The organism is Ruegeria sp. BHSC029 (genome assembly GCF_059613085.1).
The window spans coordinates 499,596-521,707 of the sequence record NZ_JBXWRU010000003.1 but is presented as its reverse complement, the minus strand read 5'-3'; the positions used below and the strand labels follow the sequence as shown (position 1 = coordinate 521,707).

Genomic DNA, 22,112 nt, shown 5'->3' with positions numbered 1-22,112 from the left:
TCATGACTGACTTCGCCGCCACCAAAGCCATGTTCCACCTGCCGGAAGGAGTTCTGTATCTGGACGGCAACTCGCTGGGCCCTCTGCCCAAGGCGGCGGCCGCAAAGGTACAGAAGATGCTGACCGAGGAATGGGGCCAGATGCTGATCACCGGGTGGAACAAGGCCGGGTGGATGGGCATGCCGACCGACCTGGGCGATCGGATCGGCCGCCTGATCGGCGCCGCGCCCGGTACGGTCGTGGTCGGCGACACGCTGTCGATCAAGGTCTTTCAGGCGGTTGCCTCGGCGTTGGAGCTGAACCCGGGGCGCAAGGTGGTCCTGTCGGACAATGGCAACTTCCCTTCCGATCTCTACATGGCTGACGGGCTGCTGCGCTCGCTGGGCGAGGAGTACGAGCTTCGGGTCGTGGACCCCGAGACCGTGGCCGAGCACATTACCGATGAAGTCGCCGTGCTGATGCTGACCGAAGTCGACTATCGCACCGGCCGCAGGCACGACATGAAGGCGCTGACCGAGCTGGCCCATGCGCGCGGCGTCATCACGGTGTGGGATCTGGCCCACTCAGCCGGGGCCATCCCGGTGGACCTGGCCGGCTGCAACGCCGATTTCGCGGTCGGGTGCACCTATAAATACCTCAACGGTGGTCCGGGCGCCCCGGCCTTCATCTATGTCGCTCCGAAATGGGCGGACACCGCGCGCCCGGCCCTGTCGGGCTGGCTGGGGCACGAGGCGCCGTTTGCCTTCGACCTGAACTATCGCCCCGGCGCGGGCATCGAGCGCATGCGCGTCGGCACGCCACCGGTGATCCAGATGACCGCGCTGGCCGCGGCGATGGATATCTGGGACATGGCCGACATGGATAATGTGCGCGCCAAGTCCATCGCCCTGACCGAACAGTTCATCCAGCAGGTCGAGGCCACCTGCCCCGATCTGGAAATGGCCAGCCCCCGCGACCCCGCGATGCGTGGCAGCCAAGTCTCGTTCCGGTTTGCCGACGGGTACGCGGCGATGCAGGCCTTGATCGCCCGCGGCGTGATCGGGGATTTCCGCGCGCCCGACATCATGCGGTTCGGCTTCACGCCGCTGTATATCGACGAAGGCGACGTGTCGCGCGCCGTCGAGATCCTGACTGACATCATGCAGAACCGTTTGTGGGACAGACCGGAATTCAAGGTCCGGCAGCGGGTTACCTGACCTCAAGCCCCGCGCCGATCAGCGCGGACAACTGGGCAATGCGCTGCTCGAACTCCTCGGCGTTCGAGGCGGTCATCTTGATCCCCTTCAGCGCGGCGGTGATGGTCCGCGCGGTCTCGGCCGGACCGTCCGGCAGGCGCACGCGACCGGCCGCCAGTTCGCGCTTTAGCCATTCAGCGTAGAGATCCGCCAGCGCCGCCTCGCCCTCGGCCACGATGTCGGCAGCGGTGGACTTGCTGGTATCCAGCATCTCCAGCCCATGCGGCGAGGCCAGGATGGCCGCCATCCCGGCGATCTGCGCGTCAATCGCCCGCGCCAGGATCTCGGACACCGCTCCGTCGCCTTGCAACGCCTGCGCCACCGCCGCGATCTTTTCGGCGTAATGCGCCTGTGTCAGACTGCGAACGATGGCCTCCTTGTTCTTGTAATGCAGATAGACCGCTGGACGGGACATACCCGCGCCGCGCGCTATGTCGTCCATCGAGGTCTTGCGGAACCCATAGGCGGAAAAGGCCTGAAACGCCGAAGTCAGGATCGCCTTTGCCCGTGTATCATCCAGTTTTTCCGCCATGAATTGACCTCTGACAGTTTCGCGCGAAATTGTCAATTGACGCACTGACATTTTTCATCAATTATGTCAGAAACCAGCCACAGCCAAAAGAGGTACGCCATGGCGACCACGCTGACGATCAACGGAAAGCCACATCAGGTCGATCTGCCCGACGATGTCCCCCTTCTGTGGGTGCTGCGCGACGAGGTGGGCCTGACCGGAACCAAGTTCGGCTGCGGTGTGGCCGCCTGCGGAGCCTGCACGGTGCAGATCGATGGCGAGGCCGTCCGCTCGTGCCAAGTTGCCCTGTCCGATGTCTGGGGCGAGGTCACCACGATCGAAGGGTTGGGGACGCCCGACAACTTGGCCACGATCCAGCAGGCCTGGGTCGACCATCAGGTCGCGCAATGCGGCTATTGCCAGTCGGGGCAGATCATGCAGGCCGCCGCGCTGCTGGCCGAAAACCCTGCCCCCTCTGACGAAGAAATCGACGAGGCGATGCAGGGCAACCTGTGCCGCTGCGGCACCTACCCCCGCATCCGCGCCGCGATCCACGACGCCGCCGCCAAGCTGAAGGAGGCCTGATCCATGGCCAGCATCGGAAAAATCCTGCGCCGCACCTTCCTGATCGGGTCCGCCGCCATCGTCGGTGGCGTGGCTTTCGGCGTCTATTACGTCAACCGCCCCGCCAAGAACCCGCTGAAACCGGGCGACGGCGAAGCGGCCCTGAACCCCTTCATCCTGATCGACCAGAACGGCGTGACCCTGTTTGCGCCCCGCGCCGAGATGGGCCAGGGCGTGAAAACCACCTGGGCCGCCCTGATTGCCGAGGAACTGGACGTGGATCTGGATCAGGTCACCGTTCTGCACGGACCAGCGGCGGCGGCCTATTACAACTCGGCCCTAATCGGCGAGAGCCTGCCCAACAAGGGCTATGACGTCTCGAACTTCCAGCACAATCTGGGCGAGGCCCTGGGCGTGATCGGCAAGGCGCTCAGCCTGCAGGTCACCGGCGGCTCGACCTCGATGAAGGACGGGTTCGTGCGAATGCGCGCGGCTGGTGCCTCCGCCCGCGAGACGCTGAAACAGGCCGCCGCCGACCGACTGGGGGTGGATCGGGCTCAGTTGAAGACCGCTTCGGGCCATGTCATCGCGCCTGATGACAGCAAGATCGCCTATACCGACCTGGCTGCAGACGTGGCGCAGATGGAACCGATTGAGGCAGAGCTGCGCGACCCGTCCGAGTGGCGTTATCTGGGCCGGACCCTGCCGCGTCTGGACATGGTGGAAAAGGCCACCGGCACCGCCCAGTTCGGCGTTGACGTGCGCCTGCCCGGCATGAAATTCGCCAGCGTCCGGATGAACCCCAAGCTGGGCGGCCAGATGAACGGCTTTGACGACAGCGCCGCCAAGGCAATGCCTGGTGTCGAAAAGGTTGTCGATCTGGGCAACGGTGTTGCGGTGATCGCCACCAACACCTGGCTTGCCAACCAGGCGGTCGAGGCCATCGACGTCGATTGGGGCGAGGCCCCCTATCCGCCCGAAACCGACGCCATCTTTGCCGAGATCGCCAAGGCCTTCGACGCGGATCCGAACTCGACCATGCGCGATGACGGCGATGTCAGCATCGTTCCCGAAGGCGCGACCGTGATCGACGCTGAATACACTGTCCCCTACCTGGCCCACGCCACGATGGAACCGATGAACGCCACCGCGCTTTTCACCGGCGACGCCTTGGAACTGTGGTGCGGCAACCAGGCCCCCACGCTGATCCAGTTCCGCGTTGCCAACACGGCCGGTTTGGACACCGAAGCCGTCCAAATCCACACCACCTATCTGGGCGGCGGGTTTGGTCGCCGCGGAGAGCTGGATTTCGGCGACATCGCCACCAAAGTGGCCATGGCGATGCCCGGCACTCCGGTCCAGACCACCTGGAGCCGCGAAGAAGATATGCGTCACGACTACTACCGCCCCGGTGCGATGGCGCGGATGCGCGGTGCGGTTCAGGATGGCAAAGCAGTGCTCATCGATGGTGCGGTCGCCGCGCAGTCCTGCACGCAGCAAGCCGTTGAGCGCTATACCGGAATGCCCGGCGCTGGCCCGGACAAGGTTCTGGTCGAAGGGTTCTTCAACCAGCCCTACGCGGTGCCCAACTATCGCATGAGCGGCCATATCGCCGACCTGAAGATCCCGGTGGGTTTCTGGCGCTCGGTCGGCAACAGCCACAACGGTTTCTTCCACGAGACCTTCATCGACGAGATGGCTCATGCCGCCGGACGCGACCCGCTGGAGTTCCGGCTGGAGCTGATGCGCGACGAACACGCGCCCTCGGCCGGGTGCCTCGAGGCGGTGCGCGACATGTCCGACTGGACGGGCAAGACCCCCGATGGCGTGGGGCGCGGCGTGGCCTTCACCTACAGCTTCGGCACCCCGGTCGCGCAGGTGATCGAGGTGACCGACGAAGACGGCACCATCCGCATCAGCAAGGCCTGGATCGCCTGCGACATGGGGCTGGCGCTGGACCCTGAAAACGTCAAGGCGCAGATGTTCGGCGGCATGATGTATGGCCTGTCGGCGGCTTGCTACGGCGAGATCACCTTCGCCGATGGCGAGGTCGAACAGATGAACTTCCCCGACTATGACGCGCTGCGCATGCACACCGCGCCGCAGGTTGAGGTTCAGGTGTTGGAAACCAACCGCTTCATGGGTGGCGCGGGCGAGCCCGGCACGCCGCCCTCGATGCCGGCGCTTGGCAACGCGCTGTTTGACCTGACCGGCCAGCGCGCTCGGACCCTGCCGCTCAACAAGCAGTTCAACCTGCTGGTGTGAAACGAAAAAAGACCGGCGCGGTGATTGCCGCGCCGGTCTTTTGAAGAAATCCGAGAGCCGATTGTCAGGCCGATTGCCGCACCGGCGTCGGCATTGCACTTGCCGACCAAGCCCGCACCGCGTCGCCGAAAGCCTGAAACAGAGGCCGCGACACCGGGTCATTCGCGGCATCCCATTCCGGGTGCCATTGCACCGACAGGGTGAACCCGGGCGCATCCTGGATATAGATCGCCTCGGGCGTACCATCCGGCGCGTGGCCGTCGATCACCACGCCCTTGCCCACCGTCTTGATGCCCTGCCCGTGCAGCGTATTGGTCATCACCTCACTGGCACCGAACAGGCGGTGGAACACCCCGCCCTCGGTCAGCTTGACCACATGGCGCAGGGCGAATTTCTCTTCCAGCGTGCCATCGGGCGGCATGCGGTGGTTCATCCGGCCGGGCAGATCGCGGATTTCCGGGTACAGAGTGCCGCCCATGGCCACGTTGACCTCCTGGAAGCCCCGGCAGATGCCCAGAAAGGGCTGGCCGCGTTCCACGCAGGCCCGTACCAGCGGCAGGGTGATCGCATCGCGCGCCCGGTCGAATTCGCCATGTGCGTCAGTTGCCGACTCGCCGTATTCCTCGGGGTGTACGTTGGGGCGGCCACCGGTCAGCAAGAACCCGTCGCACACCTCAAGCAGCTCGGTCACGTCGACATAGCGCGGATCGGCCGGGATCAGCAGCGGCAGACAGTTCGAGACATTCGCGACCGCGTCCGAATTCATCGTCCCCCCGGCATGGGTGGGGTACTGGTCGTTCATCAGATACGAATTGCCGATGATGCCAACGACGGGTCGGGACATTGTGCTACCTTGCTGTTTTACTTGAACTGGTCGGAAATTATCCGCCCCTTCAATAACGTGCAAGAAAACACGCCCTGCACCATGGCGCAAGGACGTGTTCAGATACGCACATATTGTTCCCGATTTCCGCAGAGCGCGGGACGAATTTCCCGAAACAGGCGGCCGCGGCGGGACGGCGCTTGTGCAGATCAGGTCTCGCCGGTCAGCCCGGCGGCCTCGATCCCGGCCATGGCGGCAGCGGCGTCGTTGTCCGAGGTGTCTCCGGTTACCCCGACGGCACCGATCACCGCGCCCTTGCGGTCGCGCAGCAGTACGCCGCCCGGAACCGGAACGACCTGCCCGCCATAAACCCCGTTCACCGCAGCCATGAAATAGGCCTGCGCCTCGGCCCGCTTCATCTGGGCGGTGCCTGCCATGCCCAGCATGACCGATCCATAGGCCTTGCCATGAGCAATCGCAAACCGGCCTGGGGCGGCACCGTCCTCGCGCTCGAACGCGATGACATGGCCACCGGCGTCCAGCACCACCACCGACAGGGGTTTCAGGTCCATCTCGCGCCCTTTCTCAAGGGTTTTGCGAATGATGGTGCGGGCCTTTCTGAGTGAAACCGACATGATTTTGTCCTCTGTCTGCGGTGGTCTGTCCCGGTTCTAGCCCTGACGGGCCTTCAGTTCCAGCCGCCGCGCATGCAGGACCGGCTCGGTATAGCCCGAGGGCTGCACCCGCCCCTTGAACACCAGATCACAGGCGGCCTGGAAGGCGATGCCGTCGAACCCCGGCGCCATGGGCCGATAGGCCGGGTCGCCTGCGTTCTGGCGGTCAACCACGGCGGCCATCTTCTTCATCGCCGCCATCACCTGATCGGCGCCGATCACGTCGTGATGCAGCCAGTTGGCCAGCGCCTGGCTTGAAATCCGGCAGGTGGCGCGATCCTCCATCAGACCCACGTCGTTGATGTCGGGCACCTTCGAGCAGCCGACGCCCTGATCGACCCAGCGCACGACATAGCCCAGGATACCCTGCGCGTTGTTCTCGATCTCGCGGGTGATTTCATCGTCGCTGAGGTTGCGGCCGCCCAGCAGCGGGATGGTCAGCAGATCGTCAAGCGTGCCGCACGGGCCTCCAGCGGCGATCTCATCCTGACGGGCCAGAACATCCACCTTGTGGTAGTGGGTCGCGTGCAGGGTCGCTGCGGTGGGCGACGGCACCCAGGCGCAGGTCGCACCGGCCATGGGGTGGCCGATCTTGGCCGCAAGCATCTCGCCCATCCGGTCGGGCATGGCCCACATACCCTTGCCGATCTGCGCCCGGCCCTTCAGCCCACAGGCGAGCCCGATATCGACATTGCGATCCTCGTAGGACTGGATCCAGGGCGTATTCTTCATGTCGCCCTTGGGCAGCATCGGCCCGGCCTCCATCGAGGTGTGGATTTCGTCCCCCGTCCGGTCGAGGAACCCGGTATTGATGAAGGCCACGCGCGATTTCGCGGCGCGGATGCACTCCTTGAGGTTTACCGAAGTCCGGCGTTCCTCATCCATGATGCCCAGTTTCACGGTGTTGCGCGGCAGGCCCAGAATATCCTCGACCATATCGAAGATTTGGACCGAGAACGCCACCTCTTCAGGCCCGTGCATCTTGGGCTTGACCACATAGACCGAACCGTGGACCGAGTTGCCGCCATCGCGTTGCAGGTCGTGCATCGCGATCAGCGTAGTGCACAGCGCGTCCATCAGCCCCTCGCCGATCTCGTTGCCGTCGACGTCCAGCACGGCGGGGTTGGTCATCAGGTGGCCCACATTGCGCACCAGCATCAGCGACCGGCCCTTCAGGCTGCCGGCCGATCCGTCGGGCCGGGTAAAGGCGATGTCCTCGGCCAGTTTGCGGGTAAATGTCCGGCCGCCCTTCGTGACCTCTTCGGTCAGGTCACCCTTCATCAGGCCCAGCCAGTTGCCGTAGGCCACGACCTTGTCCTCGGCATCGACACAAGCCACCGAATCTTCGCAGTCCATGATGGTGGACAGGGCCGATTCCAGGCGCACGTCGGAAATGCCCACCGGGTCCGAGGCGCCGATGGTGCTGGACGGATCGATCATGATCTGGATGTGCAGGCCGTTGTTCTTCAGCAGCACGAAGTCCGGGGCCTCGGCCGCACCGCCGAAGCCCACGAATTTCCCGGGTTCGGCCAGCGCCGGGACCAATGCGCCGCCTTCGACCTTCAGACCGGACACATCGGCCCAGCTGCCTTGGGCCAGCGGTGCGGCCTCGTCCAGAAACGCCTTAGCCCAGGCGATGACCCGCGCACCTCGGGCCGCGTCATAGCCGCCCCCCTGCGGCAGGTCGCCCATCGCGTCGGTGCCATACAGCGCGTCATACAGGCTGCCCCAACGGGCATTGACCGCGTTCAGAGCAAAACGCGCATTGGTGATCGGCACCACCAGTTGCGGGCCGGGCGTCGCGGCGATCTCGGGGTCGACATTCGCCGTGTCGATCTGGAAATCGGGGCCTTCATCCAGCAGATAGCCGATCTCGCGCAGGAACGCCTGATACTCGGCCATGTCGATGGGTTGCCCTTTGCGCGCAAGGTGCCACGCGTCGACACTGCCCTGGATATCCGAACGCTTTTGCAGCAAGGCGCGGTTTTTCGGGCCAAACTCGGACACCATCCGCGAAAGACCGGCCCATAATGCATCGGGCTCAACGCCCGTTCCGGGAAGCGCGCGTTCCTCGATGAAATCAATCAGAACCTGATCTACGTCCAATCCGCTCCGGATAGCTCTGCCGTTCATGACTCGAATCTCCTGCCCATCGTGTGCCGTTGTATGCAGTCTTCAATTAGGGGCATTGTTTCCGATAGGCAACTTGCCGCTGCATCAATCCGTCTTTCCATACCGGCTGAAACAGCTTCAAACCGTACAAGGGAATGCCGCCCTGACCCGCCTGCTTGCAGCGCCACGGCGATCCTCCTAACGTCGCGCGGGAACACACCGACACGAGGCCCCAGATGCGCGACGCCGCCCCCACTACGATCTACCTGTCCGACTATTCGCCCTTCGGTTTTCTGGTCGACAGCGTTCACCTGACCTTCGATCTGGCCCCGCAGGCAACGCGCGTGACATCGCGCATCGCGTTCCGGCCCAATCCGCAGGCCACCGACCGCACGTTTTTTTTGCACGGTGAAGAGCTGAAGCTGATCCGCGCCAGCATCGACGGCACCCCGATCACACCCGACGTCACCGACAAAGGCCTGACCGCCAGCGTCCCCGATGCCCCCTTTGTCTGGGAGGCCGAGGTCGAGATCGACCCCGGCAACAACACCGCGCTCGAAGGGCTTTACATGTCGAACGGCATGTATTGCACCCAGTGCGAGGCCGAGGGGTTCCGCAAGATCACCTTCTATCCCGATCGTCCTGACGTGATGACCACCTTCACCGTGCGCATCAACGGCGACCTGCCGGTGCTGCTGTCCAACGGCAACCCGACGGGCAAGGGCGAAGGCTGGGCCGAATGGACCGACCCCTGGCCCAAACCCGCCTATCTGTTCGCGCTGGTCGCCGGAGAGCTGGTGGCCCATTCCGACAGTTTCACCACCAGATCGGGCCGCCATGTGGATCTGAACCTGTGGGTCCGGCCCGGGGACGAGGGCAAATGCGCCTTTGGCATGGAGGCCCTGAAGCGGTCGATGAAATGGGACGAGGACGTCTATGGCCGCGAATACGATCTGGACGTGTTCAACATCGTCGCCGTGGATGATTTCAACATGGGCGCGATGGAGAACAAGGGGCTGAACATCTTCAACTCGTCGGCGGTGCTGGCCAGCCCTGAAACCTCGACCGATGCCAATTTCGAACGGATCGAGGCGATCATTGCGCACGAGTATTTCCACAACTGGACCGGCAACCGCATCACCTGCCGCGACTGGTTCCAGCTGTGCCTGAAAGAGGGGCTGACCGTGTTCCGCGACGCGCAGTTCACCTCGGACATGCGCTCGGCCGCGGTCAAGCGCATCCATGACGTGATCGACCTGCGCGCACGCCAGTTCCCCGAGGACAACGGGCCGCTGTCGCACCCCGTGCGCCCCGAAAGCTTTCAAGAGATCAACAACTTCTACACCGCGACAGTCTATGAAAAAGGCGCCGAGGTGATCGGCATGCTGAAAACGCTGGTGGGGGACGAGGCCTATTCCAAAGCGCTGGATCTGTATTTCCAACGCCATGACGGGCAGGCCTGCACGATCGAAGACTGGCTGAAAGTGTTCGAGGACACGACCGGCCGCGACCTGACCCAGTTCAAGCGGTGGTATAGCCAGTCCGGCACGCCCCGGGTGAAGGTCGAGGAGGATTGGGCCGACGGCACATATACCCTGACCCTGTCCCAGACCACACCGCCCACGCCCGGCCAGCCCAAAAAGCTGCCGCAGGTGATCCCCGTGGCCGTGGGCCTGCTGGGCCCGAATGGCGACGAGGTGCGCGGCACCGAGGTCCTGGAACTGACCGAAGCGCGCCAGAGCTTCACCTTCGAGGGGCTGGCCGCGCGGCCCGTCGCCTCGATCCTGCGGGGGTTCTCGGCGCCGGTGATCCTTGAACACGATCGCCCGAACGCCGAACGCGCGTTTTTGCTGGCCCATGACACCGATCCGTTCAACCGGTGGGAGGCCGGGCGGACGCTGGCGCAGAACAGTTTGCTGCGCATGATCACCCAGGACGCGGCCTCCGATGCCGAATATCTGGATGGCCTGCTGGCGGTTCTGCGCAACGCCGATCTGGACCCGGCCTATCGCGCGCTGATGCTGGGCCTGCCGACCCAGTCGGAACTGGCCGCCGCGCTGCACGAACAGGGCGAAACGCCCGACCCGATGGCGATCTGGCGCGCGGTCGAGACTCTGCGCCAGGCCACCGCCCAGCACATGCAGGACCTGCTGCCCCGCCTGCACTCCGAGGCGCTGGTCGATGGCCCTTATTCGCCCGATGCCGAACAGGCGGGCAAGCGCGCCCTGGGCAGCGCCGCGCTGGCGCTGACCACCCGGCTGGATGGCGGCGCGATGGCAGCCGAGGTCTATGCCAAGGCCGACAACATGACCCTGCAGCTTAGCGCTTTGTCCTGCCTGCTGCGTGCCGGCAAAGGTCAGGCGGAACTGGCGGCATTCTACGACCAGTGGCGCCATGACCGGCTGGTTCTGGACAAATGGTTCGGGCTACAGGCCTCGCTGGCCGCACCGGACGAGGCGCCGCGGATCGCCCGCGCCCTGTCCGAGCATCCCGATTTCAACTGGAAGAATCCCAACCGGTTCCGTGCGCTGATGGGTGGGCTGGCAATGAACCATGCCGGGTTCCACCACGCCAGCGGCGAGGCCTACGCCCTGCTGGCCGACTGGCTGATCCGGTTGGACCCGGTCAACCCGCAGACCACCGCGCGCATGTGCACCGCCTTCCAGACCTGGAAACGCTATGACGCCGACCGTCAGGACCTGATCCGCGCCCAACTGACCCGCATCGCCGAAACCCCGAACCTGTCGCGCGACACGACCGAGATGATCTCGCGCATCCTCGGGGCATGACGGCGCCCGAGGGCTCCGGGTTTCGCTTTACCCGACACAACCGGTCGCCCCGCAGCATCGCCATCCTGGCCGCTGTCTATGCGGGGCTGCTGGCACTTGTGCTGGTTTTCGGCGCGGCCTGGTGGCTGATCGGGTTGCTGGCGCTGGGCACCCTGCCCGCGTTGTGGGACGTGCTGCGCGACACCGATGCCGGGCTGAACCTGGACCCGGCCAAACTGAGCTGGCATTCGGGCGCGCGGCAGGGCGAGATCGACCTGACCGAGATCGACTTCTTCCGCTTCGACACGCGCTGGGATTTTTCCGTGCGCGTGTCGATTGTGTTGACCAGCGGCAAGCGGTTGCGCCTGCCGGACGAGTCCCTACCGCCGCACAAACAGCTGGAACAGGCGCTGCAACAGGCCGGTTTCCGGGTCGACCGGCATCATTTCACGGTTTTCTGAAACGATTCACGGAATCCGCGTCGATTGATCCTGTCTGATCCATTGAAGCAGAAAGTTTAATGTTAGAATCCTTGAACTGGTCACAATTCCGGTTCAGAATTCATCGCTAGTTAACAAGTTTGTACAGTTTCGAGTGTTTTCGATGTTCCGGTCGTTCTGGGCAGGTCTTGCCCGTATCAATCCCATATCAACTCACGCGGCTCCGGTTTCGGACGCGGGTTCCCGCTGTCTGGAAGATGTCGGGCGTCTCAATATTCCCGTTGCGGAACTGGGTGCGGCTGACCTGATCGGGCGGGACATGATCGAACGCGGGCGCCATCTTGCTCGGCAGGATCGTTGGGCCGAACTGTCAACCGAGATCTGGGCCGCGGACCAAGCGCGGACAACAGCCCCGGACGGGCTGCCCATCGCCGATCTTCTGGCATTTGGCGCGCGATCGGATGTTGTCCTGGCCGCCGAACACGCGCTGTCCGACGGCGGTGCGATCGCCGAGTACGACCTGCTTGGCGGTATTTCCGAGCTTGAGGGTGTGAAACAGGATCATCCCGATGATCCGATGATTGCTCTCATCGTCGCTCTGGCCCACATCGATCTGGCATGGGCGTGGCGTGGCACGGCTCTGGACGCGGCGCTACCGCCGCTGCATCGTTCACGCTGTGCTGCACATTTTGACCGGGCTGCAGCCATCCTGCCCGAGTGCCGCAAGGCGCTGCCGGACAGCCCTGTGGTCGCCGCCGCCGACTGTGCCCTGCTGGCTGGTCAGCGCACCCAGCGGGCCCGGGTGGCGGATCAGTACGAACGCCTTATTTCGCTGGATCCGCGAAACCATCGACACATGCGCGCGATGGGCAGCCACCTGCTGCCGCGATGGTTCGGCAGCTATGAAGAGCTTGAGGTGCAGGCCCTGCGCAATGCCGCGAACACGCGCGACACGTGGGGTGCCGGCGGATACACGTGGGTTCAGTTCGACGCAATTGCCTTGGATGAACAAGCCTGCGCGCGGCTGGACGTCGAGTATTTTCTGGAAGGTCTGCGCGACATTGTGCAACGGATGCCGGACCAGCAAACGATCAACCTGCTGGCCTCGTATTGCGCGATCACGGTGCAGAATGGGTTCGGTCTGGACGACAAGGCCGATCTGGTCCGGTGCCAGATCCGGGAGGCCGCCCAATGGCTGATCCGCGATCATTTGACCGAACTGCACCCGCTCATCTGGGCCCACGCGGCCAACGGGTTCAACAACTCGGTCCGCGTCAACTCACCCGAGCGGTTCGCGGCACGTGGACAGCGTGACGCTTTGCGCGCCATCGGTGATCTGTTCCGCGAGGAATTGCGCAACGGGACCGACGTGACCTTCACGCCTTCAGGTCTGCAACTGTCCAGCCACTGAGAATTGCGTCTCGGCGCCCTTTGCCCCTTGCCCCTTGGCCTTGCCGGGCATAATACCCATGCCTGAACTTCTGCGGAAATGAGGCGCGCCATGCTCGACTTGACCTATGAACTGCCCAAACCCAAGACCATCGCCGGTGCCAAGCACGACTGGGAACTGGTGATCGGGATGGAGGTGCACGCGCAGGTCTCGTCCAACGCCAAGCTGTTCTCGGGGGCATCGACCAAATTCGGGGCCGAGCCGAACTCGAACGTGTCTTTCGTGGATGCGGCCATGCCGGGCATGCTGCCGGTGATCAACGAATTCTGCGTGGAACAGGCAGTGCGCACGGGTCTTGGCCTGAAAGCGCAGATCAACCTGAAATCGGCCTTTGACCGCAAGAACTATTTCTATCCCGACCTGCCACAGGGCTACCAGATTTCCCAGCTGTATCATCCGATCGTGGGCGAAGGCGAAGTTCTGGTGGAACTGGGCGACGGCACCGCGCGCATGGTGCGCATCGAGCGTATCCACATGGAACAGGACGCAGGCAAATCGATCCACGACATGGATCCGAACATGTCCTTCGTCGACCTGAACCGCACCGGCGTCTGCCTGATGGAGATCGTCAGCCGCCCCGACATCCGCGGCCCGGAAGAGGCCGCCGCCTATATCGCCAAGCTGCGCCAGATCATGCGTTACCTTGGCACCTGCGACGGCAACATGCAGAACGGCAATCTGCGGGCCGACGTGAACGTGTCGATCTGCCGTCCGGGCGACTATGAGAAATACATGGAAACGCAGGACTTTTCGCACTTGGGCACGCGTTGCGAGATCAAGAATATGAACTCGATGCGTTTCATCCAGCAGGCCATCGAGGTCGAGGCGCGTCGCCAGATCGCCATCGTCGAGGCCGGCGGCAAGGTCGAGCAGGAGACCCGCCTGTATGACCCCGACAAGGGCGAAACGCGCTCGATGCGGTCCAAGGAAGAGGCGCACGACTATCGCTATTTCCCGGACCCCGACCTGCTGCCGCTTGAGATCGAGCAGGCTTGGGTCGATGACATCGCCGCCAAGCTGCCCGAGCTGCCGGACGAGAAAAAGGCCCGTTTCATCAACGATTTTGGCCTGACCGACTATGACGCCTCGGTGCTGACCGCCGAGGTTGAATCGGCCGTGTACTTCGAAGAGGTCGCCAAGGGTCGCAACGGCAAGCTGGCCGCGAACTGGGTCATCAACGAGCTGTTCGGCCGCCTGAAGAAAGACGACCGCGACATCACCGACTCGCCGGTTTCGCCCGCGCAGCTGGGTGAGATCATCGACCTGATCGCCTCGGACGCCATCTCGGGCAAGATCGCCAAGGACCTGTTCGAGATCGTCTATACCGAAGGCGGCGACCCGGCGCAGATCGTCGAAGAGCGCGGCATGAAGCAGGTGACCGACACCGGTGCCATCGAGGCTGCTTTGGACGAGATCATCGCTGCCAACCCGGCCCAAGTCGAGAAGGCCAAGGTGAACCCAAAGCTGGCCGGCTGGTTCGTCGGACAGGTGATGAAGGCCACCGGCGGCAAGGCCAACCCCAAGGCGGTCAACCAGTTGGTTGCGCAGAAGCTGGGCCAATAAGGTCTTTCCATTTGTACAGGCCCGGCAGCCGGGTTTGCCAGGTTGCTCAAAGTTTTACCCGGAGTTCTTGACGCCTTCCAGGCTCGAGGCGGCGCTTGACTCGGGCGGCCGGTTGCGGCCTTTGTCTTGGCCAGAGAGGTAAGGTGCCATGCAGAACAGATTTGACCAGGAGCTGGAGGACCGGCTGGTTCGCTACGCTGCTATCGACAGCCAGAGCGACGAAAACTCACCCACCACCCCCAGCACGGAAATCCAATACGACATGCTGAACCTGCTGCGGCAGGAACTGACCGAAATGGGCGCGCAGGATGTGACCATGACGGACTATGGCGTCGTTCTGGCCACCATTCCGGGCACCGCGCCGGGGCCGACTATCGGCTTTCTGGCCCATGTGGACACTGCACCGCAGTTCAACGCGACCGGGGTCAAACCGCGAGTCATCAAAGGCTACAATGGCGGCGACATTACCTTTCCCGACGATCCGTCACTGGTGCTGTCCCCGGCCGAGCATCCCTATCTGGCCAGCAAGGTCGGTGACGACCTGATCACCGCCTCGGGCGCCACGCTGCTGGGCGGCGACGACAAGGCGGGCGTGTCGATCATCATGACGATGGCCAGGCACCTGCTGGCCGATCGGACGATCGCGCATGGACCGATCCGCATCGCCTTTACCCCCGACGAGGAAATCGGCCGGGGCGTAACCGAGGCGCTTCCCAAGGATCTGGGCGCCGACTTCGCCTATACGCTGGATGGTCAGCAACTGGGCGAGATCGAGTACGAGAGCTTCTCGGCTGACCGGGCGGTGATCAGGATCGAGGGCGTTTCGATTCACCCGGGCTTGGCCAAGGACAAGATGGTGAACGCGACCCACCTGGCCGCCAAGATCGTGCAGACGCTGCCGCAGGCCACCATGACCCCCGAAGTCACCGACGGGCGCGGAGGGTTCATCCACGTGACCGATATGAACGGCGGCTCGTCCGAGATGGAGATCAAGCTGATCCTGCGCGATTTCGAGATGGACGGGCTGGAAGCCAAGGGCGAACTGGTGCGCAAGGTCTGTGATGCAGTACAGGCCAGCGAACCGCGCGCCAAGATCAGCGTCGAGATCAGCCACCAGTACCGCAACATGCGCTATTGGCTGGAAAAGGACATGACACCGGTGGATCTGGCGCGCGAGGCCTGCCGCGACATGGGGATCGAGCCGGTCTCGGTTCCGATCCGCGGCGGCACCGACGGGTCGCGCCTGACCGAATTCGGCACCCCCTGCCCCAACATCTTTACCGGGATGCAATGCATCCACGGGCCGCTGGAGTGGATCTCGGTCCAGGACATGGCGGTGGCGACCGAGCTGTGCCTGAAGATCGCCTCAAAGGCGACGCAGGGGGAAAGCAACAGTCGAGGCTGAAATTCGCCGGGGCGCGAAGTTTTCTGTTCCCCGTCCCGGACGGAACGATACATTGCCCGCCAACACCAGTTCAGGAACCATTGATGCAGCGTTACGAATACAAGGTCGTCCCGGCCCCCAAGAAAGGCACCAAAGCCAAAGGGGTCAAAACACCCGAGGGCCGGTTTGCCGTCACCATCGAGCAATTGCTGAACGAGTTGGGTGCGAAAGGCTGGGAGTACCAGCGCGCCGAGCTGCTGCCCAGCGAGGAGCGGGTCGGCCTGACCGGAACCGCGGAAAACTGGCGCAATGTTCTGGTGTTTCGCCGTGCGGTCGAAACCGAAGTCGCCAACGACGACGTCGCCGCACTCCTGACCCCGCCAGAAGCGGATGACACTCCTCTGGCACGGCCGGTTCCTGGCCCGGACGATGCGGCTGCGGCGGGTCAAGTCGAGGCTCCGGCCCGCATCGCGCAGGATCATGACGACCCGCCGCTGACGCTGAAGCCGGGCAAGTCAGAAGATGCCCCCAAAGCGGATGCCGAGGAAGAGAAAGAAAAGCCCGACAGCTAGGCGAAGGCCCCGTCAGGCCGGCGCGGCACCATAGGCGTTTTCGGCCGGCTCGCTGGGTTGAATGTAGAAATACAGAAGGATCAGCGTACCGATCAGCGGAATCAAACCGATCAGGATCCACCAACCGGAGCGCCCGGTGTCATGCAGACGCCGCACGCCCACCGCGATGTTCGGCACGATCACGCCCAGCGCCACAAGAAATGACAACGGCTGACCAGCTTCGGGCGCGAATGCGCTGAACCCCAGCAAAGGGGCCACCAACGCCCCGTCGATCAGACGAGTGACAATCAGCACCAGAAAGATCGCCAACACCCACCACCAGAACTCGGAGCGCGGCGCGCGCCCCTGAAAGGTTGCGTATTTTGACAGCACCGTACGAACGGCGTGGCTCATCTGTTCCATAGTTTCCTCCGCGCAAATCACGGGAAACATAGCAGATTATTGGAAAAAACCGACAATAATCGGAAAAGTTGGGCGGAAGGCTTCAATCACCGATGTCCAAAGCCAGGGCGTGGATGCGCGGAACGATGTCGCCCAGGGCCTTGTGAACGGTCCGGTGGCGCGCAACGCGGGACTGCCCCTGAAACGCGGCAGCGCGAATGCGGACGTTGAAGTGGCTTTCGCCGCCTTCCTGAAACCCTGCGTGGCCGCGATGGCGTTCACTGTCATCCACGACTTCCAGTTCACGCGGGTTGAACTCGGCCTGCAGTCGCTGGCGGATTTCGTCGGTCACGGTCATTTTTACGCTCAGCGGCAAATATTTTGCCGCGCCCCTCTTCTACTTTCGATCACTTAGATTAAACTGCTGCCTCCGAGTCGAAAAGACGCGTTCATGAGGATGAGCATATGGTGAAACCAGATCCCTTCGGATTCGACATGTCGGTGTCCAGCGCCAAGAAGAAAAACCCGCGCGGGCGTCGGGGCATGTCGGGCGCGTCCGAGACCTCGACCCGGGTCTGTGACCACGAAGGATGCCAGGAAGCCGGCAAGTTCCGCGCGCCCAAGGCACCGGATGTGCTGGACGACTTTTTCTGGTTCTGCCAGCAGCACGTGCGCGAATATAACCAGAAGTGGAATTTCTTCGACGGCACCACCGAGGCCGAGCTGAACGCCCAACGGTCGAAAGACAAAGTGTGGGAACGCGAAACCAAGCCGATGGGCGATCCCGAGGCGCGGGCTTGGGCCCGGCTTGGCATCGAAGATCCGCATCAGGTTCTGGGCGAAAACGCGACCAAGAACCCCGGTCGGGCCGCAACAGGCCGTCGTCTGCCGCCAACTGAGCGTCGTGCGATCGAAATCCTCGAAGCCAAGGACACCTGGACCAAAGCCGAGGTTCGCAAAGCCTACAAAAAGCTGATCAAGGTGCTGCACCCGGACATGAACGGCGGCGACCGCAGCCAGGAAGAACAGCTGCAGGAAGTCGTCTGGGCCTGGGATCAAATCAAGGACAGCAGAAACTTCAAATAGCGGTTTTAGTGCGCGAATGTATCGCGTAACGCAGCAGCTTCGGGGCGTTTTAGGCAACGTACGCGCGTTTGCTCAAAAGCGGATGCCGCGTTTCGCAGTTGGGGAAATAGCACACGGAGTTCCTCGGCATCCTCCCGATCGAAGGACATCACCGCCATTTCACCTAAAAACAGACTTTCAGTTGGTAATCCATTCGACAACAGTATCGCGTGGCGACGGCAAGCAATGTGGTAGTATGTAACGGGATCACAAGTATTTACTTGGCGAATTGTATGATCGTTAACGAGATGAACTGCCGCGGCGAAAACTTTTGGCTCTCCAAACAGCAACTCTGCGCGCCAACCCTCCACGACAATCCTGTGTTGTGGAGAAACGTACAAATCTCGGTCAGGCAGTCCTTTTCCGAATGCACCTTTCTGAATGCAAACCGGACGTAACTGGGGGTTTCGCTTCAAAGCTTCTGCCTGCAGGGTCTTCTCTCCGATCCACTCGATGCGTAGCAGTTCACCACTGGAAGCACGCACTTTGTCACCAACAGCGAGTTCCTCAACAGCGCGACAGCCACTTTCAGTTTCAATCAATGTCCCTTTCACGAAACACGGCACCGTCCCGGCGGGAAGGGCTACGGTCACGATGAGGGAGTCGTTATTCCCATTTCCCGGACCCGTTGACGCGAATATCTCGACCGTCAATTGCGTGTTTGGAGGGATCACAACTCCCGGTGTGAGTTCGACAGTCAACAGCCCGCTCTGAGAAATCGAAACGGAGTACTCAGAGGGGTCCAGTCCACCTGTCCCAGATACGACCACGCTCCACGAGGCTCCAGGTTTGGTTGCAGTGTATTGCTCCATTATGGAGGAAGACCCGCTTGGGATCGAAATGGAGGATGGGCCTAAGATTGTTAGCGTCATTGGAACCTCGGTCTTACAACACCGAACTCGGAAAGGACCACGGGTAAGTCTAGCGGCAGGTTAACGCGTCACATCTTGATATTGCAATGAAAACATCCGCAGGGCTCTTGAACTATACCTGCTATGCAGGAAAAATCGCTCACCGAAGGCTTGAACAAACCGTTCACACTTCTGGGGCAGTGCCAATAATGCCAGTTTCAAAGAAACACCGGACTACGCGACGGCGCGAACGGCTTTCCCTTGCCCTTGCCTGCAATATGTTGCACCACACACTGGTTCAAACCCGGCAAAACGGGCCAAAGGATAAGGACAAGGCGAATGGCTGACGGATCGACCGATATCAACGCAAAACCCACCGAAGAGATCTCGGTCCGTGACGTGTTCGGGATCGACAGCAATATGTCCGTCAAAGGGTTCGCCGAAAGCAGCGACCGCGTGCCGGCAATCGACCCTACCTACAAGTTTGATCCCGAAACCACGCTGGCAATTCTGGCCGGGTTCACCCACAACCGCCGGGTGATGATCCAAGGCTATCACGGCACCGGCAAATCGACCCATATCGAGCAGGTCGCTGCGCGACTGAACTGGCCTGCCGTGCGCGTCAATCTGGACAGCCACATCAGCCGGATCGACCTGATCGGCAAGGATGCGATCAAGCTGCGCGACGGCAAACAGGTGACTGAATTCCACGAAGGCATCCTGCCCTGGGCGCTGCGCAACCCTGTGGCAATCGTGTTCGACGAATACGATGCCGGCCGCGCCGACGTGATGTTCGTGATCCAGCGGGTGCTAGAGCATGACGGCAAGCTGACCTTGCTGGACCAGAACGAGATCATCACGCCGAACCCCTATTTCCGCCTGTTCGCGACCGCCAACACCGTGGGCCTTGGTGACACCACCGGCCTGTATCACGGCGTTCAGCAGATCAACCAGGCACAGATGGACCGCTGGTCGCTGGTGGCGACGCTGAACTACCTCAGCCACGACGCCGAGGTCATGATCGTTCTGTCCAAGGCACCGCATTACAACACCGAAAAGGGCCGCAAGACCGTCAGCCAGATGGTCACCGTTGCCGACCTGACCCGGACGGCGTTCATGAACGGCGATCTGTCGACCGTGATGAGCCCGCGTACCGTTATCAACTGGGCGCAGAACGCCGAGATCTTTCGCGACGTGGGCTACGCCTTCCGCCTGTCTTTCCTGAACAAATGCGACGAGCTGGAACGGCAGACCGTTGCCGAGTTCTATCAGCGTTGTTTTGATGAAGAACTGCCGGAAAGCGCGGCCAGCGTGAGCCTGGGTTGATGGCATCGATTGCGCCCAGATCGGGCGCAACGCCCCCGGCGGGGACATCGGGGACCAGATGAAGACGGGGTCCGGTCACTTCAACCGGGCGTCGGGCCTAAGGGCGTGAGTGAGGGCTGATAGATATGGCGCAGAAGAACGACAACCCTGCTGATCCGTTCAAGAAGGCTCTGGCCGAGGCGACCAAGGTCATGGCCGATGATCCCGAGCTGTCGGTAAGCTATTCCGTCGACCCGTCGGGCCTGTCCGGAGACTCGATGCGCCTGCCGCAGGTGTCACGTCGAATGACACGCGAAGAGGTTCTTTTGGCGCGGGGCACCGCAGATGCCCTGGCGCTGAACCGGCGCTACCATGACGATGCGACGCATGCACGATATGCGCCTCCGGGAGATATGGCGCGCGACCTCTATGAGGCGATGGAAACCGCCCGGTGCGAGGCGATGGGCGCCCGGGACATGCCCGGCACGGCTTCGAACATTGACGTCAAGATCGGCCACGAGGCGTTGCGGCGCGGCTATGACCAATGCAAGCAACCCTCGGAGGCACCGCTTGCGGTGGCGGCGGGTTATCTGATCCGTCATCTGGCGACCGGGCGTGATCTGCCCGCTGCAGCCGAGAACGTCATGAACCTGTGGCGCGGATTCATCGAGGAACAGGCCGGCGGGGTGTTGGAGAATCTCGACGAGGTGCTCTCGGATCAGGCCGAATTCGCCAAATTCGCCCGCCAGATGATCAAGGATCTGGGCTATGGCGACCAGTTGGGTGACGACCCGGACGAACTGGACGAAGATCAGGAAGATCAGGCCGAGGAAGACGCCGAAGAACAGCCCGATCCGGACAGCACCGGCCAGGACGACCAAGACGACCAGGACGCCGACGCGACGCCCGAGCAAACTCAGGAAGAGCAACAGGATCAGTCTCAGGCGCAGGTCTCGATGGACGAGATGGCCGAGGACGAGATGGGTGAAGAAGCCGAGATGCCCGAGGGCGAAGCGCCTTTGGAGCCGCCTGCCCCTCCGCCCGCCTCCGAGGCCGATCCGGACTACATGGTCTACCTGAACACACATGACGAAGAGATTGCGGCCGAGGACCTTGCCGAACCCGCCGAACTGGAACGGCTGCGCGCCTATCTGGATCAGCAGCTCGAGCCGCTGAAGGGCGCAGTAAGCCGCTTGGCCAACAAGCTGCAGCGCCGCCTTCAGGCACAGCAGAACCGCAGCTGGGAGTTTGACCGCGAAGAGGGCATTCTGGATGCCGGTCGGCTGGCGCGGGTGGTAGCCAACCCCACGACACCGCTCAGCTTCAAGGTCGAGAAGGATACCGAGTTCCGCGACACCGTGGTGACGCTGTTGCTGGACAATTCTGGCTCGATGCGTGGACGGCCGATTTCCATTGCAGCGATCTGCGCCGATGTTTTGGCCCGCACGCTGGAACGGTGCAACGTGAAGGTCGAGATCTTGGGCTTCACGACGCGGGCATGGAAGGGTGGACAAGCGCGTGAGGCGTGGCTCAACGACGGCAGACCGCAGCAACCCGGCCGCCTGAATGATCTGCGCCACATCGTCTACAAGGGCGCCGACGCGCCTTGGCGCCGCGCACGGCCCAACCTTGGCCTGATGATGAAAGAAGGCCTGCTGAAGGAAAACATTGACGGCGAGGCCCTGGAATGGGCCCACCGCCGGATGTTGGCGCGTCGTGAACAGCGCAAGATCCTGATGGTGATCTCGGATGGCGCTCCGGTCGATGATTCAACACTCAGCGTGAACCCCGCCAACTACCTTGAGAAGCATCTGCGCGATGTCATCGCCATGGTCGAAAAGCGCAAGATGGTCGAGTTGCTGGCCATCGGCATCGGCCACGACGTCACCCGTTATTATGATCGCGCGGTCACGATCACCGATGTCGAGCAGCTGGCAGGAGCTATGACCGAGCAATTGGCCGCGCTGTTCGACAGCGACCCGCGCGCGCGGGCCCGCGTGATGGGCATGAAAAAGGCCGGCTGAGGCCGGTCTTGCCTCCAGCGGGAGCATTTCAAAGATAGGTGAAGGCAGGCGAACAAGACCTGTAG

The 22,112-nt window shown here is 62.6% G+C and carries 19 protein-coding genes; 12 read left to right on the top strand and 7 right to left on the bottom strand.

The annotated features are described in order from the left end of the window. Positions 1 to 2 precede the first annotated feature (2 nt). Positions 3 to 1,196 (top strand): kynureninase, encoded by a 1,194-nt coding sequence (kynU, locus tag AC2FML_RS09615; RefSeq protein WP_496782915.1) that lies wholly within the window; start codon positions 3 to 5, stop codon positions 1,194 to 1,196. Here kynU and AC2FML_RS09610 read toward each other — a convergent pair. Next, a complete protein-coding gene (locus AC2FML_RS09610) occupies positions 1,189 to 1,767 on the bottom strand; it encodes a TetR/AcrR family transcriptional regulator (protein WP_496782914.1) in 579 nt (192 codons plus the stop codon). The two genes, kynU and AC2FML_RS09610, sit on opposite strands and share 8 nt — an antisense overlap. Positions 1,768 to 1,866: 99 nt before the next feature. On the opposite strand from AC2FML_RS09610, the gene AC2FML_RS09605 reads away from it, so the two are divergent. After that, the gene (locus AC2FML_RS09605; RefSeq protein ID WP_170357311.1) at positions 1,867 to 2,331 is read left to right on the top strand and encodes a (2Fe-2S)-binding protein; all 465 of its coding nucleotides are present in this window, start codon (positions 1,867 to 1,869) and stop codon (positions 2,329 to 2,331) included. A 3-nt stretch (positions 2,332 to 2,334) separates the two neighbouring features. After that, positions 2,335 to 4,575, top strand: coding sequence for a xanthine dehydrogenase family protein molybdopterin-binding subunit (locus tag AC2FML_RS09600; RefSeq protein WP_496782912.1), 2,241 nt, complete (start codon positions 2,335 to 2,337; stop codon positions 4,573 to 4,575). A 64-nt stretch (positions 4,576 to 4,639) separates the two neighbouring features. Here AC2FML_RS09600 and AC2FML_RS09595 read toward each other — a convergent pair whose 3' ends face one another. From AC2FML_RS09595 to AC2FML_RS09585, 3 genes are all read right to left on the bottom strand, one after another. Continuing rightward, entirely contained in the window at positions 4,640 to 5,419 is a 780-nt protein-coding gene (locus tag AC2FML_RS09595; RefSeq protein ID WP_170340336.1) for a gamma-glutamyl-gamma-aminobutyrate hydrolase family protein, read from the bottom strand. 188 nt (positions 5,420 to 5,607) lie between these two features. Then, positions 5,608 to 6,033 carry a GlcG/HbpS family heme-binding protein gene (locus AC2FML_RS09590; protein ID WP_170340334.1) on the bottom strand — a complete coding sequence of 142 codons (426 nt, stop codon included), beginning with the start codon at positions 6,031 to 6,033 and terminating at the stop codon, positions 5,608 to 5,610. A gap of 36 nt (positions 6,034 to 6,069) precedes the next feature. Further along, entirely contained in the window at positions 6,070 to 8,205 is a 2,136-nt protein-coding gene (locus AC2FML_RS09585) for a malate synthase G (RefSeq protein ID WP_496782911.1), read from the bottom strand. A 215-nt stretch (positions 8,206 to 8,420) separates the two neighbouring features. On the opposite strand from AC2FML_RS09585, the gene pepN reads away from it, so the two are divergent. From pepN to AC2FML_RS09555, 6 genes are all read left to right on the top strand, one after another. Then, positions 8,421 to 10,973: an aminopeptidase N gene (pepN, locus tag AC2FML_RS09580; protein ID WP_496782910.1), complete on the top strand. Its 2,553-nt coding sequence runs from the start codon at positions 8,421 to 8,423 to the stop codon at positions 10,971 to 10,973. Then, complete coding sequence (locus AC2FML_RS09575; RefSeq protein ID WP_170340328.1) at positions 10,970 to 11,413, top strand: hypothetical protein; 444 nt, start codon at positions 10,970 to 10,972, stop codon at positions 11,411 to 11,413. Before pepN ends, AC2FML_RS09575 begins: the two co-directional genes overlap by 4 nt. Before the next feature lie 142 nt (positions 11,414 to 11,555). Beyond that, positions 11,556 to 12,803, top strand: coding sequence for a hypothetical protein (locus tag AC2FML_RS09570; protein ID WP_496782908.1), 1,248 nt, complete (start codon positions 11,556 to 11,558; stop codon positions 12,801 to 12,803). A 90-nt stretch (positions 12,804 to 12,893) separates the two neighbouring features. Continuing rightward, positions 12,894 to 14,405, top strand: coding sequence for an Asp-tRNA(Asn)/Glu-tRNA(Gln) amidotransferase subunit GatB (gatB, locus tag AC2FML_RS09565; protein WP_170365804.1), 1,512 nt, complete (start codon positions 12,894 to 12,896; stop codon positions 14,403 to 14,405). A gap of 148 nt (positions 14,406 to 14,553) precedes the next feature. Next, positions 14,554 to 15,810: a peptidase T gene (gene pepT, locus AC2FML_RS09560; RefSeq protein WP_496782907.1), complete on the top strand. Its 1,257-nt coding sequence runs from the start codon at positions 14,554 to 14,556 to the stop codon at positions 15,808 to 15,810. 83 nt (positions 15,811 to 15,893) lie between these two features. Next, positions 15,894 to 16,361, top strand: a complete 468-nt coding sequence (locus AC2FML_RS09555; RefSeq protein WP_170357303.1) for a DUF4177 domain-containing protein — start codon at positions 15,894 to 15,896, stop codon at positions 16,359 to 16,361. Positions 16,362 to 16,373: 12 nt separating this feature from the next. On the opposite strand, the gene AC2FML_RS09550 is transcribed toward AC2FML_RS09555, so the two are convergent. Both AC2FML_RS09550 and AC2FML_RS09545 read right to left on the bottom strand, forming a co-directional pair. Beyond that, positions 16,374 to 16,763, bottom strand: coding sequence for a DUF805 domain-containing protein (locus AC2FML_RS09550; protein WP_170357302.1), 390 nt, complete (start codon positions 16,761 to 16,763; stop codon positions 16,374 to 16,376). Between the two features lie 82 nt (positions 16,764 to 16,845). Further along, positions 16,846 to 17,100: a BolA family protein gene (locus tag AC2FML_RS09545; protein WP_496782906.1), complete on the bottom strand. Its 255-nt coding sequence runs from the start codon at positions 17,098 to 17,100 to the stop codon at positions 16,846 to 16,848. Positions 17,101 to 17,207: 107 nt separating this feature from the next. Here AC2FML_RS09545 and AC2FML_RS09540 point away from each other — a divergent pair, with 107 nt between their 5' ends. Then, positions 17,208 to 17,828, top strand: a complete 621-nt coding sequence (locus AC2FML_RS09540; RefSeq protein ID WP_170340931.1) for a J domain-containing protein — start codon at positions 17,208 to 17,210, stop codon at positions 17,826 to 17,828. Positions 17,829 to 17,833: 5 nt separating this feature from the next. Here the strand turns inward: AC2FML_RS09540 and AC2FML_RS09535 are convergent, their stop codons facing one another. Next, complete coding sequence (locus AC2FML_RS09535; protein ID WP_496782904.1) at positions 17,834 to 18,460, bottom strand: Hint domain-containing protein; 627 nt, start codon at positions 18,458 to 18,460, stop codon at positions 17,834 to 17,836. A gap of 597 nt (positions 18,461 to 19,057) precedes the next feature. Between AC2FML_RS09535 and cobS the strand changes: the two genes are divergently transcribed. Both cobS and cobT read left to right on the top strand, forming a co-directional pair. Continuing rightward, positions 19,058 to 20,044, top strand: a complete 987-nt coding sequence (gene cobS / locus AC2FML_RS09530) for a cobaltochelatase subunit CobS (RefSeq protein ID WP_093964859.1) — start codon at positions 19,058 to 19,060, stop codon at positions 20,042 to 20,044. A 125-nt stretch (positions 20,045 to 20,169) separates the two neighbouring features. Next, positions 20,170 to 22,047, top strand: coding sequence for a cobaltochelatase subunit CobT (gene cobT / locus AC2FML_RS09525; RefSeq protein WP_170436798.1), 1,878 nt, complete (start codon positions 20,170 to 20,172; stop codon positions 22,045 to 22,047). Positions 22,048 to 22,112 lie beyond the last annotated feature (65 nt).